This is a genomic window from Azospirillum sp. TSH100, from assembly GCF_004923295.1.
GTDB lineage: Bacteria > Pseudomonadota > Alphaproteobacteria > Azospirillales > Azospirillaceae > Azospirillum.
This window is the reverse complement of sequence record NZ_CP039638.1, coordinates 97504-112284: the sequence shown is the minus strand read 5'-3', so window position 1 is coordinate 112284 and position 14781 is coordinate 97504. Positions and strand designations below refer to the sequence as shown.

The following is a 14781-nucleotide window of genomic DNA, read 5'->3' as shown; positions in this document are numbered from 1 at the left end:
TTTCACCCACCCTTTCCCCACGCCTGCACAACCATGATAGGAATACCATCCTGCCAGCCAACAGGAAGGAACCTCATGCCCCGCCGGATGCCATTCACCGGATCTGCGTTCCCCACCAGTGGCTTCACCCCTGATGAAACAGTGGAACACCTCCGGAATCCTGTTTCACGCTGTTTCAAACGTCCAGTCCGGTCCCATCCCGCCGCCGCCCCGCCCTCGGATGAAACGATGGAACAGCCCCCCAGGACCTGTTCCACGGCGTTTCAAATGTTCAGCGGAGCCCTCAGCTCCCGCCAACCGCGCGTCGTTGCTTTCACAGCGGGAGTGCGGTTAAGTCCCCGCCGGTTTCCGCTGATCCGCGTCGAGTTCATGCCCGTCGACTCCCTGGACGCCCCCGCGTCGCGCCCCGCCCCCCCACCCTCCGCCCCCGCCGGCGGTGTCGATGCCGTGTTGCGCGGACTGGCCGGGATCGCTGCCCTGGCACTGGGGCCGCTGGCAGCCCTGGCGCCGCGCGGGCTGCCCGTCTGGGCCATCCTCATTCTCATTCTGTCGCTGGCGGGCCTGGCCCGGCGCGGCGCCCTCGGGCGCATCCTGCGGCTGACCCCGGCGGTCGCCGCCGTCGGCGCCTTCCTTCTGCTGGCCCTGGCCTCCACCCTGTGGAGCCCGTCGGACCGCTCGCTCGCGACGGTGCTGGAGATCGGCTACATCGCGCTCGGCGCGCTGACCGGCGGCGCCTGGATCGCCGGGCTGCCGACGGCCGACGCGCGGCGGCTGGCCGGGCTCTTCCTGGCCGGCGGGCTGGCCGGTGGATTGCTGTTCGCTGTGGAGGCGGCGATGGACTTCCCGCTGAACCGCTGGTGGAACGCCGTCCCCGACGACCAGCTGCCCAACCTGCTGAACGGCAATGTGCCGAAACGGACGGCGGCGCTGCTCTGCCTGCTGGTCTGGCCAGCCGCCCTGGCGGTGGACCGCTTCGGGCGCAGGGCTCTGGCCCCGCTGGTGCCGGTCGGCTATGCGCTGGCCTGCCTGCCGCTGACCAGCCGGTCGGCCATGCTGGGTATCGCCGCCGGGCTCGCCACACTGGCCGCCGCCCGCGTATCGGCCCGTTGGACCCGCAGGCTGTTCGCCGCCGTGGTGACCGCCGCCTTCCTGCTGGTGCTGCCGGCCGCCCTGCTGTTCTCCGGCCCGCTCGACCTCGACCATTCCAGCCTGCTTTTCCGCTCCGCCCAGCACCGGGTGGAGATCTGGGGTCATGCGGCGGACCGCGCCCTGCGCACGCCGGTATTCGGCCAGGGCATCGACGCCTCGCGCTCGCTGCCGCCGGAAGGGGCGGTGTCGGAGTTCTCGCCGATCGGCGACAGCCTGCTGCCGCTGCATCCCCACAACGCCTTCCTGCAGGTCTGGCTGGAAACCGGAGCGGTGGGTGCCGCGCTGGCGCTGGCTGTCCTGCTGATGCTGCTGGCCGCCACCACCCGGCTGGAGCGCCGCGACCACCCCTTTGCGCTTGCCCTGTTCGCCACGGCGATGGCGATGGGCAGCACCGCCTACGGCATCTGGCAGCCCTGGTGGATGGCAGGCTTCCTGTCGGCCGCGCTGATGCTGCGGCTGGCGACGCATATCGGGGGCCGCATCGGGGCCGGTACCGGGGAAAAGACACGATGAGCAAGCGCCAGCTCCGTATCCTGGTCATCAAGCTGGGCGCCTTCGGCGACTTCTTCCTGGCCCAGACAGCCTTCGCCGCCATCCGCCGCCACCATGCCGGCGACCGGCTGACGCTGCTGACTTTGCCCTCGCTGGCCCCGCTCGCCCGGATGAGCGGCCTGTTCGACGAGGTGCTGGAGGACCCGCGCGAGCGGTCGCTGTCCGCCTATCTGGCGATCCGCAGGATGCTGCGCGCCCACCGGTTCGACCGCGTTTACGACCTCCAGGCGCAGACCCGCACCGACCTCTATCACCGGCTGCTGTTCCCCGGCCCCTGGCCGGAATGGTCGGGCACCGCCCATGGCGCCTCGCATCCCGACCGCTACGAAGGCCGGCGCAAGGTGCCGGTGCGCGACCGTTATGTCCGCCAGCTCGCCCCGTTCGGCATCGTGCCGGACGAGACGCCGGACCTGTCCTGGCTCGACGCCGACATCTCCGAATTCGGCCTTCCGGAGCGCTTCGCCCTGCTGGTTCCCGGCTCCTCGCCCGGACGGCCCGACAAGCGCTGGCCGGTCCGCCGCTATGCCGAGGTGGCGGCGGCGCTGGCCGAGCGCGGCATCGTTCCGGCGGTGATCGGCACCGGCATCGAGCGCGACCTCGCCCGTGGCATCGCCGACACCTGCCCACAGGCGGTCGACCTCACCGACCGCACCAGCGTGCCGGAACTGGGCGGGCTGGCGCGCCGGGCCTGGGGCGCGGTCGGCAACGACACCGGCCCGACCCACCTGATCGCCGCGGTCGGCTGTCCCACCGTGGTGGTGTTCTCCGACGCCTCCAACCCGATCCACAGCACCGGCCCGCGCGTGCTGATCCACCACCGCCCCGATTTCAACGACATCGACAGCGCCGGCGTCGTCGAGGCGCTGGACCGCGCGCGGGAGTTGGGAGGCTCCTAACGGCAGAAGGGAAACGGCGCCACCTTGGGCATGTAGATCGGGATCCACTCGCAATGGGTCACCGGGTTGGGCAGCTTGCGGGTCTCAATGATCGGCCAGGCATGGGCGGCGACCACCACCAGCGCCACGCCGCCCAGGATCCAGCGCCGCGACTTGGTCCGGTCCAGCAGCCCCGGCATCCGCGCCAGCACCCAGGCCGCCGACAGGATCGCCAGCGGGTCGGTATAGGCGGCATAGGCGCGCTGGAAGCCGCGCAGCGAGAACAGCGACTCCAGCCCCCAGGCGACCAGCAGCAGGAACAGGGCCTGCGCCGCCGCCAGCCTTTCCCCCCGCCGCCACAGCACCACCGCCCCGGCCAGGGCGAACCACTCCACGATGATGGTCTGCGGGATGTTGTCGGGATGCAGCACGATGGTGCGGATCGCCAGCGTCCTGCCGATGCCGGCCAGCAGCAGGCCCAGCGTCCCCTGCCCGACCACGTTCCCCTGGCCCTGCAACTCCGCCCCATGCCGCCAGGAGGAGAAGACGAACATGTGCTCGACGAAGTTCGCGACGGCGATGGCGTTCTGCTCGTTCCAGCGGATGTCGAGCGCCAGCAGCCCGACCGCCAGCCCCAGCAGCACCGCCGCCGCCCCGGCCATCGCGCGGGCCGCCGGCACCCGGTGGACCGCCGCATGGACCAGGATGCCGACCAGCACCCAGCCGGCGACGATGCTCTGATACCCGCCGCCCGACAACCCGCCGCCGACGGGAGTATAGGGATAGACCGCCCGCCCCCAGCCGGCCAGCCCGGCCCGGATCAGCCCGAAGGCCGGCTCTGCCGCCACGGCCGCCAGCAGCCCGGCCAGCACGGCAACGCCCCAGCCGGCTCCAGACGCAGGCTCCGGTTCCGACCGCCGCCCGAACAGGATCGCCGCCACCGGCAACCCCATCGCCAGGAACACCGCCTGCACCTTGGTCACCATGGCCAGCCCGACCAGCAGGCCGCCCAGTGCCAATTGAAGGAGCGACGCGCCGCCGCAGTTCCGCCCGTCCGCCGGCCGCACCGCTCGCAGGACCAGCAGCAGCCCCAGCACGACGAAACCGGCCGACAGCAGGTCGGTGCGCATCTGCCGCCCCTGCGCCGTCAGCCCGACGCCGAAGGCCAGCAGGATGCCGGCCAGCAACGCCACCCGCCGGTCCTCCACCAGCCCGCGCAGCAGCGTGGCGTAGCTGACGGCGAAGGCGGCGGTCAGCAGGATCGACAGCGCCCGCCCGGCCTGGACCAGCGACTGCCACACGGCTTCGGTCCCCGCGATATCGCTGCCCGGCGGCAGGGCCGACAGGCTGGCGACCGGCAGCAGCCCGACCGCATGCAGCAGCCGGTACCAGAGGTCGATCACCAGGAAATAGCCGTAGCCGGGATGGTCGAAATACTCCTGCGGCAGCCCGTCGCCGAACAGCAGCCCATGATAGGCCAGCACCAGGTCCTGGTCGGAATGCACCCAGTAAGGCAGCCGGAACCCGACCAGCAGGACCGACAGGGCCATCGCCGCCGCCAGCCCGGCGCAGAGCAGCCACCAGGGTGCCGCCGCGACGCGGTCGAGCAGAGAGGGACGGGAGGCGGAGGGTGCAGACATCATGATTGGCACGGCTCACGGTTCAGGTCGGCCGCCTTGTGGCATGGAACAGGTCGGTTGGGAACCATCTCCCGTTCCACCTGGGAACCAGACGCTTGCTCCGGTGTTGCCCTCATGGAACGGCGGAGTCGGGAGTCTCCGCCTCTTTCGTGGTGCCTCGCACGAGTGGCTTTGCAACGTTGGCGGGTCGCTGCCACAAAATACGGTATGGCAGACCCGTTGGGCAGACAATTGCCGGACAGACACATGGGGAACTCGATGGCCGATACCGACGATATCCAGGAGCGTATCCGACGCCGCGCCCACGAGTTGTGGGAGAGCGAGGGCCGTCCGCACGGCCGCGATTCCGACCATTGGACCCAGGCCGAAGCGGAAGTCCGCGGCGCCAGTGCGCTGGAGCCGACCGGCAAGGTCGCCGGCTCGCGCAAGAAGCCCCCGGTCTCCAAGGCCACTGTCAAGGCGGCCGGCAAGAGCACACGCGCCGCCGCCGAATCCCTGTCGGAGGTCGCGAGCGCCCCGGCGGAGAGCGCCAAATCGGAAGCCGCAAAACCTGCTAAGGCCAAGCCCGCTTCCTCCAAGGCAAAGGCGGACGACGTCCCCAAGCCCGCAGCTGGGAAGGCTGCTGCCAAATCCCCGGCCGCCAAGCCTCCGCGCGCCTCGAAGAAGGACGGCGGCAAAAGCGCCACGGCCAGCTGATCCCCGGCCTTCCCTACCGGAACCCTGCGGCCCCGGAGCCGGTTGTCAGGCCATCCCTGCAATTTTCTCCTGAGGAACCGTCATGGCCAGCATGCCGTCGATGGACGACTGCATCCGCAACTGCACCGACTGCCACACGATCTGCCTGGAAACCGTCGCCCACTGCCTCACCAAGGGCGGTGCGCATGCGGAGGCCGGGCATGTCCGCCTGCTGCTGGACTGCGTCGATATCTGCCGCACCAGCGCGGATTTCATGATCCGCGGCTCCCGCTTCCATCACCTCACCTGCGGTGCCTGCGCCGAGATCTGTGCGGCCTGCGCGTATCAGTGCGACCGCATGGCCGACGACGCGATGATGAAGCGATGCGCCGAGATGTGCCGCCGCTGCGCCGAAAGCTGCCGGGCAATGTCGCACATGGCCGCCTGACCGGGCCGCCTGACCGGGCCGCCTGATCCAGGCAGCGCCTACTCCATCACCGCCGCTTCCTCCGGTGCCGGGGCTCCCGCCTTCGGCCGCCGGAGCAGCAGCAGCATCGGAATGACCAGAAGCGCCACATACATCATCAGCTTGAAGTCGTCGATGTAGGCGATCATCGCCGCCTGCTGGGTGACCAGGGCGTTCAGCATTGCCAAGGCCTCGGGCGCGCCGGTCACCTGCTCCGTCATCATCGGCGAGAAGGGCGTCAGATGTGCGGCGAGGCTGGCGTGATTGACCTGGGTGTTCTGCGACAGCAGGGTCATCACCACCGAGATGCCGACGCCGCTGCCCAGGTTGCGGACCAAGCTGAACAGGCTGGCGGCATCGGTGCGCAGCCGCGGCTCCAGCGTGGCGAAGGCGATGGTGCTGAGCGGCACGAACACCAGCCCCAAGCCCAGCCCCTGCACCACGCCGCTGACGATGATCGGCTCGCGGTCCATCACGATGGTGAAGCCGGTCATGTACCACAAGGACCAGCTGGTCAGCAGCACGCCCGCCAGGATCAGCAGCCGGGCGTCCACCCGGCGCACCAGCCGGCCGACCGCCAGCATCGAGATCATCGTGCCGACGCCCCGCGGCGCCAGCACCAGCCCGGTGGTGACCGTGGGATAGCCCAGCAGGGTCTGCAGCATCGGCGGCAGCAGCGCCATGGTCGCCAGCAGGATCACGCCGATTACGAAGATCAGGATCAGCCCGGTGACGAAGTTGCGGTCGCGCAGCAGGGCCGGGTCGAGAAAGGGTTCGGTCTTTGTATTGCCATGGGCGGTGGCGATGTGGATGGCGAAGACCCAGAAGGCGCAGGCGGCCAGGGCCGTCTCGATCCAGATCTCGGTCGCGCCGAACCAGTCCAGCTGCTCGCCCCTGTCCAGCAGCATCTGGAAGGCGCCGACCGCCAAACCCAGCATGGCGAAGCCGAAGAAGTCGAAGCTGCGGAGGCGACCCTTGGTCTCGTGCAGGAAGACCGCCATGCCGGCGAAGGCCAGCAGCCCGACCGGCAGGTTGATGTAGAAGACCCAGCGCCAGCTGAAGCTGTCGGTCAGCCAGCCGCCCAGCGTCGGCCCGGCGATGGGGCCGACCATGATGCCGGCGCCCCACAGCGCCATCGCCTGCCCGTGCCGCTCCTTCGGGTTGATGTCCAGAAGCACCGATTGAGACAAGGGCACCAGCGCCGCGCCGAAGATGCCCTGCACCAGCCGGAAAGCCACCATCTGAGGCAGGCTGCCCGCCAGTCCGCACACCACCGAGGCGGCGGCGAAGCCGGCCACCGCGATCAGGAACAGCCGCTTGCGCCCGAACCGGTCGGCCATCCAGCCGGTGGCCGGCGTCGCGATGGCGGCAGCAACGATATAGGAGGTCAGCACCCAGGTGATGGTGTCCTGCGCCGCCCCCAGGCTGCCCTGCATGCTGGGCAGGGCGACGTTGGCAATGGTGGTGTCCAGCACCTGCATGATGGTGGCGAGCATGATCGACACGGTGATCATGCTGCGATGCTTCACCTCATGCGGGGCTCCGGGGGATTGGGGAGCGGCCATTGGGATGGCTTACCGGATCGCCGCGACCGCATTGCCGATGGCACCCGGCAATGGGCGGCGGTAATGGGTGTCGACCTCCACCTCGGCGCTCAGGCCGGTGCGCAGCGGCACGGCGTCGCCACCAGTCCCGTCGATGCGCAGGCGGACCGGCACGCGCTGCACCACCTTCACCCAGTTGCCGGTGGCGTTCTGCGCAGGCAGGATCGAGAATTCCGATCCGGTGCCGGCGCCGATGCTCTCGACATGGGCGGTCAGGATGCGGCCGGAATAGGCATCCAGCACCACGGTCGCGGTCTGGCCGACCGCCATATGGGTCAGGTCGGTCTCCTTGAAGTTGGCTTCGACCCAGCTCGACCCGCTCATCACCAGACTGACCGCCGACAGCCCGACCGAGGCATATTGCCCGACCTGAAGCCGGCCGGTCTGGCTGACCACGCCGTCGGCCGGTGCCGTCACCACGGTGTGGTCGAGATCGCGCTGCGCGGTCGCCTTCTTCGCCAGTGCCTCCAGCACCGTCGGATGTCGGTCGGTGGGAATGTCGGGATCGCCACCAAGGGCAGCGCGGGCGCTGATCACCGCCTGCTTTTCCGTGTTCAGATCCTGCTGCGCCGCCATCAGGTCGTGCCGCACCGAATCGTAGGTTGCACGCGCGGCGACGCCGGTCTTCAGCAGGTCCTGCTGGCGCTGGAACTCGCGCTGTTCGAAAGAGACTTTTCTTCCGCGGCGGCCTGCTTGGCCTGTGCCTCTCCCAGGTCGGCGCGCAGTTGCTCCACCTTCAGGCGGGCTGAGGCCAACGCCGCGTCCGCCTGCTGCAAAGCCAACCGGTAGGGCTCCTCGTCGATTCGGAACAGGAGGTCGCCGCGATGGACCGGCTGGTTCTCATGTACCGCCACCTCGACAATCCGGCCGGAGACATCCGGGCTGATCGTCACCTTGTCCTGCTGGACGTAGGCATTGTCGGTCGAGACATAGCGTCCGCCCATGACATACTCATACCCACCACCGACCGCCACCAGCAGCGGCAGGGCGGCCATCAGCAGCCAACGACGCCAGCGTGTCCTTCGGACAAGCTTGGCAGCCGGATTCTGAGCATCCGGGCGGGTATCGGTATCGCGGTCGGTCACGGCGGTCATTGCGGTCGGATCCCGAAGGAAAAGACGGGTGCGTCAGGCTTTGGCGGCGATCTTCTCGGCAGTGATCGTCCCGGACGGATCGGCGCGACGGTCGGACAGGTTGGCGCGCATGTGGGACAACATCTCGACCAGCTTGGCTTCGGCATCCGGCGGAAGGCCGGCCAGTGCCTCCGCATAGATGTCGGAGGCAAGCGCCCGACCCTGCTCAAGCACCGCATGCGCCTTCGGTGTCAAGTGTGGCAACCGGGCCCGTCGATCGGTCGGATCAGTGCGACGTTCGAGCCATCCGCCTTCTTCCATGCGGTCGATCTGTCGGCACAGCGTGATCGGTTCGATCTCCAGCAAATCGGCCAACGTCGCCTGCTTGATCCCCTCGTTGCGGGCCAGCGTGGCGATTACCGACCATTGTGCGCGGGTCAGACCAAGATGGCGGGCGCGCTGGTCGAAGCGGACGCGCATCATGCGCGCCGTATCGGTCAGAACAGCCCCCAGGCTCATCGAATAGGGATTTACGGATCGAGGGTCCATAGAAGAGGGCATCGGCAGATCATAAGCTTACTTATCAGTTTACCAAAAATAATAAGTCTGCTTATCTTCGGCAATCCTCACGGCGTGCATGGCAGGGCCACGCCGATGTCGCGCCTCCGGCGCCTGAGACAGGATCGCGCCTCTGGCGTGCGCGACAGGAGATTGCTAAGGTGCCCACCCGTTTCGTTCCATTCCTTTCGCCAATTCGCCCAAATCGACCAGCTGAGGACCGATCCATGCCGCACTACCGTTCCCGCACCTCCACCCACGGCCGCAACATGGCGGGCGCGCGCGGCCTGTGGCGGGCGACCGGCATGAAGGACGGCGATTTCGGCAAACCGATCATCGCCATCGCCAACTCCTTCACCCAGTTCGTCCCAGGCCACGTCCACCTGAAGGATCTGGGCCAGCTGGTGGCCCGCGAGATCGAGAAGGCCGGTGGCGTGGCGAAGGAGTTCAACACCATCGCGGTGGACGACGGCATCGCCATGGGCCATGGCGGCATGCTGTACAGCCTACCTTCGCGTGAGCTGATCGCCGACGCCGTCGAGTACATGGCGAACGCCCACTGCGCCGACGCGCTGGTCTGCATCTCCAACTGCGACAAGATCACCCCCGGCATGCTGATGGCCGCGATGCGGCTGAACATCCCGGCGGTCTTCGTGTCCGGCGGCCCGATGGAGGCCGGCAAGGTCAACTGGCGCGGCAAGGTGAAGTCGGTCGACCTGATCGACGCCATGGTCGCCGCCGCCGACCCGACCGTCTCCGACGAGGAGGCTGCCGAAATGGAACGCGGGTCCTGCCCGACCTGCGGCTCCTGCTCCGGCATGTTCACCGCCAACTCGATGAACTGCCTGACCGAGGCGCTCGGGCTGTCGCTGCCCGGCAACGGCACAATCCTGGCGACCCACGCCGACCGCAAGGAACTGTTCCTCGCCGCCGGTCGCCTCGCAGTCGACCTCTGCCGCCGCTGGTATCAGGAGGAGGACGCCACCGCACTGCCACGCGGCATCGCTACCAAGGAAGCGTTCGAGAACGCGATGACGCTGGACATCGCCATGGGCGGCTCGACCAACACCGTGCTGCACATCCTGGCGGCTGCGCAGGAAGGCGGCATCGACTTCACCATGGCCGACATCGACCGGCTGTCGCGCCGCGTCCCCAACGTCTGCAAGGTCGCTCCCGCCGTCTCGGACGTGCATATCGAGGACGTGCACCGGGCCGGCGGCATCTTCGGCATCCTGGGCGAATTGGACCGCGCCGGCCTGCTGAACCGTGATACCCCGACCGTGCATGCCCCGTCGCTGGGCGAGGCGCTGGACCGCTGGGACGTGATGCGCACCCAGGACCAGTCCGTCCACACCCTCTATCGCGCTGCCCCTGGCGGCATCCCAACCGTCGTGCCCTTCAGCCAGGAACGCCGCTGGCCGGAACTGGACCTCGACCGCGAGAAGGGCGTGATCCGCAAGGCCGAGAAGGCCTTCAGCCAGGACGGTGGCCTCGCCGTGCTCTACGGCAACATCGCGGAGAACGGCTGCATCGTGAAGACGGCGGGCGTCGACGCCTCCAACCTCGTCTTCGCCGGCCCGGCTCGGGTTTTTGAAAGCCAGGACGAGGCCGTCGCCGGTATCCTCGGCGACGTTGTCAAGGCGGGCGAGGTGGTCGTGATCCGTTATGAGGGTCCGCGTGGCGGTCCCGGCATGCAGGAGATGCTGTACCCGACCAGCTACCTGAAGTCGAAGGGGCTGGGCAAGGCCTGCGCCCTGGTCACCGACGGCCGCTTCTCCGGCGGCACCTCCGGGCTGTCGATCGGCCACGTCTCGCCGGAAGCGGCGCAGGGCGGCGCCATTGGTCTGGTGGAGAACGGCGACCGCATCGAGATCGACATCCCCAACCGCATCATCCGTCTCGCCGTCGATGATCAGGAGATGCGGCGCCGTCGTGACGCGATGAACGCCAAGGGCGTCGATGCCTGGAAGCCGGCCAGCCGCGAGCGTGTGGTTTCCCCGGCGCTCCGCGCCTATGCCGCCCTGACCACCAGCGCCGACCGTGGGGCCGTGCGCGACGTGACCCAAGTTGAGAACATCGCCGTCAGCCGCTGAATGCGGTTGATCGAAGAGCGCCGGCAACACTCGAGTCAGGCACAACCGACATTCATCACAAGTAACAATCAAGGCGCCGCGCAAGTCGCGGCGCTTTCTTTTTGCCAGAAATTACATACACAGATATGTCGGTTTCCGCCTGCGCGAAAATCTTCGGGTGTCGTATCGCTCGGATGTTCGCAAAATTCGAAATGCATGCTCTAATATGCCAACGCGAATTCCGCGAGGGGGGCGGACGTGGCGGACACCATGTTGGGCGCAGCGACGGACGAAGGCCGTCCCTGGCAGGAGGCATCTCGCCTGCCGGGCGATAAGCCGCGCGAACGCAAGGTGGTCACGGCGATGTTCGTCGACATCGTCCGCTCCTCCGCCATGGTGGCAGGCCGTGATCCGGAGGACGCGGACGACCTGCTCCTCTCGATCCTGAATCGTGTGACGGAGGCGGTGCCGCGCTTCGAAGGCACTGTCACCCAAATGCTGGGCGACGGTTTCCTGGCAACCTTCGGCGCCCCGGGCGCCAAGGAGGACCATGCGCTGCGTGCCTGTCTCGCCGCACAGGACATCCTCAGCGCCACCCGCGACGAACAGGGGCGGCCGCTCTTCCAAATCCGCATCGGCATCAGTTCGGGCGATGTCGTCGCCCATGTGGTGAGCAACGGCCTGTGGACCGATTATCGCGCGGTCGGTGAATGCGTCCATATGGCCGCCAAGCTGCAACAGCGTGCGGCTTCCGACACCGCGCAGCTCAGCCGGGACACGCTGGACCTCATCCCGGTCGGCGTGGCGGTGCGCCCGATGGGAAGCCTGCGGCTGTCCGACGAGGTGGAGCCAATGCCGGCCTTCCTGCTCGACGGGGCCCGTGCGGTCCGCCGAACCGCCACCGATCTGCTATCCGCCACCGATGCCCATTATGTCGGCCGGGAGCAGGAGGTGGCGACCCTCTTCGCCATCGCCGACTCAGTGGAAGCCGGAGCACCCGCCCAGCTTCTGCTGCAGGGTGACGCCGGGATCGGCAAGTCCCGCCTCGTCGGCGAATTTCTGCGCGACCCGCGCAGCCGACGCTGGACGTTGCTGCAATGGCCGCAGATGCCGATCCGCCGGCTGGCTGATCCCGACGACCTCGAGGCGGTGGCGTTGAGCTTGGCCGAACAGGTGGCCGGTTGCGCCTGCGAGGAAGGCATCAGCTGGGTCTGTGAGGCAGCGCGCCGCCGGTCTGGTTCACTGGCAGGCGATGCCGTACGTGCGCTGTTCGGCCGGCCTGGAATAGACCCGCTGTGGAGCGGTCTGGACGCGGCGCAACGTCTGTCGTTGGGCATTGAGGGCTTGGTGGGGGCGACGCTCGAATTGGCGACCCCGTCCGAAGCCGGCAGCGGAAACGCCACGAGATGCGAGACGACGATCGAAGAGGCAAGCGGTGCGGTAGGCCGGCCGCTGCTGGTCTTGGTCGAGGATGCCCATTGGGCCCGCCCGGTCATGGTGCGGTTGCTGGACCGGCTGGCGGAGGCATTGCCGGGTTCGGAAGCCCGCCTGCTGCTGCTCGCCACCCGGCGTCCGCCCCCACTGGGGCCGGAGTCGGAGGAACGGGGTTGGAAAGGCCGTCCAGGCGGGCGACACATCGATCTGGGAATGCTGTCGCCGGATCAGGTCCAGCGCTTTTTGGCCCATTGGCTCGGCCCGGACTGGTCGCTCGTGGAATTGAAGACCCAGGTCGCCAGCCGGTGCCAAGGCGTTCCACTCTATCTGGAAGAGGTGCTGCGCACGCTGGAGGCGTCGAACGCCATTGAAGGCACGCCGGGCGCTTACCGGCTTGTCGACCCGCTGGTGGTCCATAAGCTGCCGCGCACGCTGCACGCCCTGCTCGCCGAACGCATGGACATGATGACGCTTGAACGGCGCCGACTGCTGATGAATGCCGCCGTGATCGGCACCACCTTCGACGTCGGGCTGCTCCATGCACTGACCGGGCTGGTCACGCCGATCCTGTCCGACTCCCTGGCTTATCTGGAACGCGCCGGCTTCGTGCTGCGCACCCGTCTGCTGCCCAACCTGGAATACTCCTTCAAGCACGCGCTGATCCAGGAGGTTGCCTACGCCACCCTGACCAAATCCGATCGCCGGGCGCTGCATGCCCGCGTGCTGGAGGCGCTGCGCCACCGCCGCGATCACGATCTGCCCAACCGCTTGGACCTGCTGGCACATCATGCCTTCATGGCTGAGAACTGGCCGGCCGCACATCTGTTTGGCCGGCGTGCCGGTGAAAGGGCAGAAAGTCGCTCTAAATTGGAGGATTCCAGCCGGCATTACGCCAACGCTCTCGCCGCGGTGCGGCATCTGCCCGACCATCCGAGGAATACAGCGCGTCAGATCGATCTGCTGATCGCACTTCCGCGATCCCTGCTGCCGCGCGGGTCGATGGGTGTGGACGACCATCTGCAGCGGGCCATCGCCATGGCCCGGGAATCCGGTGACCGCATCCGTTACGCCCGTGCCTGCTCAATGCTGGCGTCGTTCCTGTGGACTTTCGGCGATCTCAATCAGGGGCTGGCACTCTGCCAGGACGGCCTGTCCGCACTGGACGACCAGGACGACCGCCGCACCCGGGTCCAGCTTCTGTTCCGGTTGGGCGGTCTGCAAACGGACAAGGGGCTCTTCGTCGACGCTCTGGAAACATTCGAGAATGGCTCCGGCATGCTCACCACGTCCCGCCCATACGACCGCTACGGATTGGCAACAGTCGCGCAGGTGCATATGGGCAGCATCGCAGCACGCTGCCTTGCCCAATTGGGACGGGCAGAAGAGGCAGTGGAGGCTGGTCGCCGATCGGTCGGGATCGCCGAGGACAGCAATCACCTCTTCTCAAGATTGTTTGCCCTAACGCATCTGGGATGGACGCATATCATCTGCGGACATTTAAAAGACAGCATTCCCGCATTCGAGGCGGCACTGTCCATTGGACACGCCATACATGCGCCGCTTCTGCTGCCGCTGGTCATGGGTGGCATCGGATATGCTTCGGTCCTGACAGGAAATCGGGAGTCCGGCTTCGCGATGTTCGATCGCAGCTTTGCGCTTTTCCACCAGCAAGGCGGTGGCCATGGGCGGCTTCACCCACTTGGGCGCGTTCCCCAGGTTATGATCTGGTATGCTCAGGCGCTTGCTAACACTGGAAAGCTGGAAGAAGCCATTCAGGCCGCCCGAAACGGGCTGGAGATTGCCCGCAATACCTCTCAGACGTCATTGGTGGCGAATGCCGGAAAACTGCTGACGTCTTTCAGCACTCAGAGCGAAGGTATCATGCACACGAAAAGATCAAGAATATCTGCCCAATAATAATTGATTTTGGGGAAATTTCATATTTTGTCTCTTCCTCGGAAATAATCCAACACAAAACTGCGGATTTCACTACTCAGCGCCACGCTTTCGGAACGACGAGCATCCAGCTTTGCGCAGAGTTGCTTGGTCAACAGCCCCTCAGACTGGGCGATTGCATCCAGACCGTCCCACACTGCATTTTCAAGCCGCACGCGTCTTTGGCCACTTCCGACCGGAACGACACGAACCGACATGACGGGCCAGTCGATCAGCACGGATAAATGGCTGGACCGATCTTCACGCCGCGTGCTGGCAGTGTTCAGCATTGCATAGATCTCCTTGACCGCCGCCGTCACAGACACAACCGGCTTGATGTGCCGTGTTATCCCAACACCAATGTTCGCAAAGTGAAAAACTTCACAGCGCAAGTTAGTTAGAATTCGAAGAAATGAGCACATCACCTCATACCAAGGAGACGAACGATGTCGCTCAATCTGTCCCAGTCGTCGATGGTCCGTGGCGCCGATGGCCGTCTGTATAATGTTTCCGCTCAGGGAGTGACCGAGATCGCTGAGGTTCAGGCCTCGACGACGCGCAATCTCGTCCGCTCCGGCGACCGCAGCACCTTCGACGCCGCCGATCACGAGGCCGGCCGTTACAGCATCACCCCGGGCGCCTGATCGGGATCCCGGTTCCGGTTCTTCGGACCGTGGCCACCAGCATCAATGAGGCGCTGACCGGCCACGGACCCGGGAACGGGAGGCACCTTCGATTTTCCTCTTCC

At 67.0% G+C, this 14781-nt stretch carries 13 protein-coding genes; 7 read left to right on the top strand and 6 right to left on the bottom strand.

The features are described 5' to 3' along the window. The first annotated feature begins 369 nt into the window (after positions 1 to 369). Together E6C72_RS25930 and E6C72_RS25925 are read left to right on the top strand one after the other, a co-directional pair. Positions 370 to 1662, top strand: a complete 1293-nt coding sequence (locus E6C72_RS25930; RefSeq protein ID WP_136700850.1) for an O-antigen ligase — start codon at positions 370 to 372, stop codon at positions 1660 to 1662. After that, the gene (locus E6C72_RS25925) at positions 1659 to 2597 is read left to right on the top strand and encodes a glycosyltransferase family 9 protein (RefSeq protein WP_109865299.1); all 939 of its coding nucleotides are present in this window, start codon (positions 1659 to 1661) and stop codon (positions 2595 to 2597) included. Before E6C72_RS25930 ends, E6C72_RS25925 begins: the two co-directional genes overlap by 4 nt. Here E6C72_RS25925 and E6C72_RS25920 read toward each other — a convergent pair. Next, entirely contained in the window at positions 2594 to 4219 is a 1626-nt protein-coding gene (locus E6C72_RS25920; protein WP_109865300.1) for a glycosyltransferase family 39 protein, read from the bottom strand. The two genes, E6C72_RS25925 and E6C72_RS25920, sit on opposite strands and share 4 nt — an antisense overlap. 255 nt (positions 4220 to 4474) lie before the next feature. On the opposite strand from E6C72_RS25920, the gene E6C72_RS25915 reads away from it, so the two are divergent. Then, positions 4475 to 4912: a DUF2934 domain-containing protein gene (locus E6C72_RS25915; RefSeq protein ID WP_109865332.1), complete on the top strand. Its 438-nt coding sequence runs from the start codon at positions 4475 to 4477 to the stop codon at positions 4910 to 4912. 82 nt (positions 4913 to 4994) lie between these two features. After that, positions 4995 to 5339 carry a four-helix bundle copper-binding protein gene (locus E6C72_RS25910; protein ID WP_109865301.1) on the top strand — a complete coding sequence of 115 codons (345 nt, stop codon included), beginning with the start codon at positions 4995 to 4997 and terminating at the stop codon, positions 5337 to 5339. Positions 5340 to 5377: 38 nt separating this feature from the next. Here the strand turns inward: E6C72_RS25910 and E6C72_RS25905 are convergent, their stop codons facing one another. Genes E6C72_RS25905 through E6C72_RS25890 form a run of 4 tightly spaced genes read right to left on the bottom strand, consistent with a single transcriptional unit; the run spans position 5378 to position 8517 of the window. Then, complete coding sequence (locus tag E6C72_RS25905) at positions 5378 to 6886, bottom strand: DHA2 family efflux MFS transporter permease subunit (RefSeq protein WP_247876146.1); 1509 nt, start codon at positions 6884 to 6886, stop codon at positions 5378 to 5380. Between the two features lie 45 nt (positions 6887 to 6931). After that, positions 6932 to 7552, bottom strand: a complete 621-nt coding sequence (locus E6C72_RS25900) for an HlyD family secretion protein (protein ID WP_109865303.1) — start codon at positions 7550 to 7552, stop codon at positions 6932 to 6934. Positions 7553 to 7587: 35 nt separating this feature from the next. Beyond that, on the bottom strand, positions 7588 to 8055 hold the full coding sequence (locus E6C72_RS25895) for a biotin/lipoyl-binding protein (protein WP_109865304.1): 468 nt from the start codon (positions 8053 to 8055) through the stop codon (positions 7588 to 7590). Between the two features lie 33 nt (positions 8056 to 8088). Further along, positions 8089 to 8517: a MarR family winged helix-turn-helix transcriptional regulator gene (locus E6C72_RS25890; protein WP_247876147.1), complete on the bottom strand. Its 429-nt coding sequence runs from the start codon at positions 8515 to 8517 to the stop codon at positions 8089 to 8091. 302 nt (positions 8518 to 8819) lie between these two features. On the opposite strand from E6C72_RS25890, the gene ilvD reads away from it, so the two are divergent. Beyond that, positions 8820 to 10685, top strand: a complete 1866-nt coding sequence (ilvD, locus tag E6C72_RS25885) for a dihydroxy-acid dehydratase (RefSeq protein ID WP_109865306.1) — start codon at positions 8820 to 8822, stop codon at positions 10683 to 10685. 237 nt (positions 10686 to 10922) lie between these two features. Then, the gene (locus E6C72_RS25880) at positions 10923 to 14015 is read left to right on the top strand and encodes an AAA family ATPase (RefSeq protein ID WP_109865307.1); all 3093 of its coding nucleotides are present in this window, start codon (positions 10923 to 10925) and stop codon (positions 14013 to 14015) included. A 20-nt stretch (positions 14016 to 14035) separates the two neighbouring features. Here E6C72_RS25880 and E6C72_RS32405 read toward each other — a convergent pair whose 3' ends face one another. Then, a complete protein-coding gene (locus E6C72_RS32405) occupies positions 14036 to 14323 on the bottom strand; it encodes a ribbon-helix-helix domain-containing protein (protein WP_247876148.1) in 288 nt (95 codons plus the stop codon). A 156-nt stretch (positions 14324 to 14479) separates the two neighbouring features. Between E6C72_RS32405 and E6C72_RS25870 the strand changes: the two genes are divergently transcribed. Further along, positions 14480 to 14677: a hypothetical protein gene (locus E6C72_RS25870; RefSeq protein WP_109865308.1), complete on the top strand. Its 198-nt coding sequence runs from the start codon at positions 14480 to 14482 to the stop codon at positions 14675 to 14677. The last annotated feature ends 104 nt before the right edge of the window (positions 14678 to 14781 follow it).

Bases quoted from the DNA above. Each gene is read 5' to 3' on its own strand.
- E6C72_RS25930 (WP_136700850.1), top strand. From the start codon at position 370: ATGCCCGTCGACTCCCTGGACGCCCCCGCGTCGCGCCCCGCCCCCCCA.
- E6C72_RS25925 (WP_109865299.1), top strand. From the start codon at position 1,659: ATGAGCAAGCGCCAGCTCCGTATCCTGGTCATCAAGCTGGGCGCCTTC.
- E6C72_RS25920 (WP_109865300.1), bottom strand. From the start codon at position 4,219: ATGATGTCTGCACCCTCCGCCTCCCGTCCCTCTCTGCTCGACCGCGTC.
- E6C72_RS25915 (WP_109865332.1), top strand. From the start codon at position 4,475: ATGGCCGATACCGACGATATCCAGGAGCGTATCCGACGCCGCGCCCAC.
- E6C72_RS25910 (WP_109865301.1), top strand. From the start codon at position 4,995: ATGGCCAGCATGCCGTCGATGGACGACTGCATCCGCAACTGCACCGAC.
- E6C72_RS25895 (WP_109865304.1), bottom strand. From the start codon at position 8,055: ATGACCGCCGTGACCGACCGCGATACCGATACCCGCCCGGATGCTCAG.
- E6C72_RS25890 (WP_247876147.1), bottom strand. From the start codon at position 8,517: ATGATGCGCGTCCGCTTCGACCAGCGCGCCCGCCATCTTGGTCTGACC.
- ilvD (WP_109865306.1), top strand. From the start codon at position 8,820: ATGCCGCACTACCGTTCCCGCACCTCCACCCACGGCCGCAACATGGCG.
- E6C72_RS32405 (WP_247876148.1), bottom strand. From the start codon at position 14,323: ATGCTGAACACTGCCAGCACGCGGCGTGAAGATCGGTCCAGCCATTTA.
- E6C72_RS25870 (WP_109865308.1), top strand. From the start codon at position 14,480: ATGTCGCTCAATCTGTCCCAGTCGTCGATGGTCCGTGGCGCCGATGGC.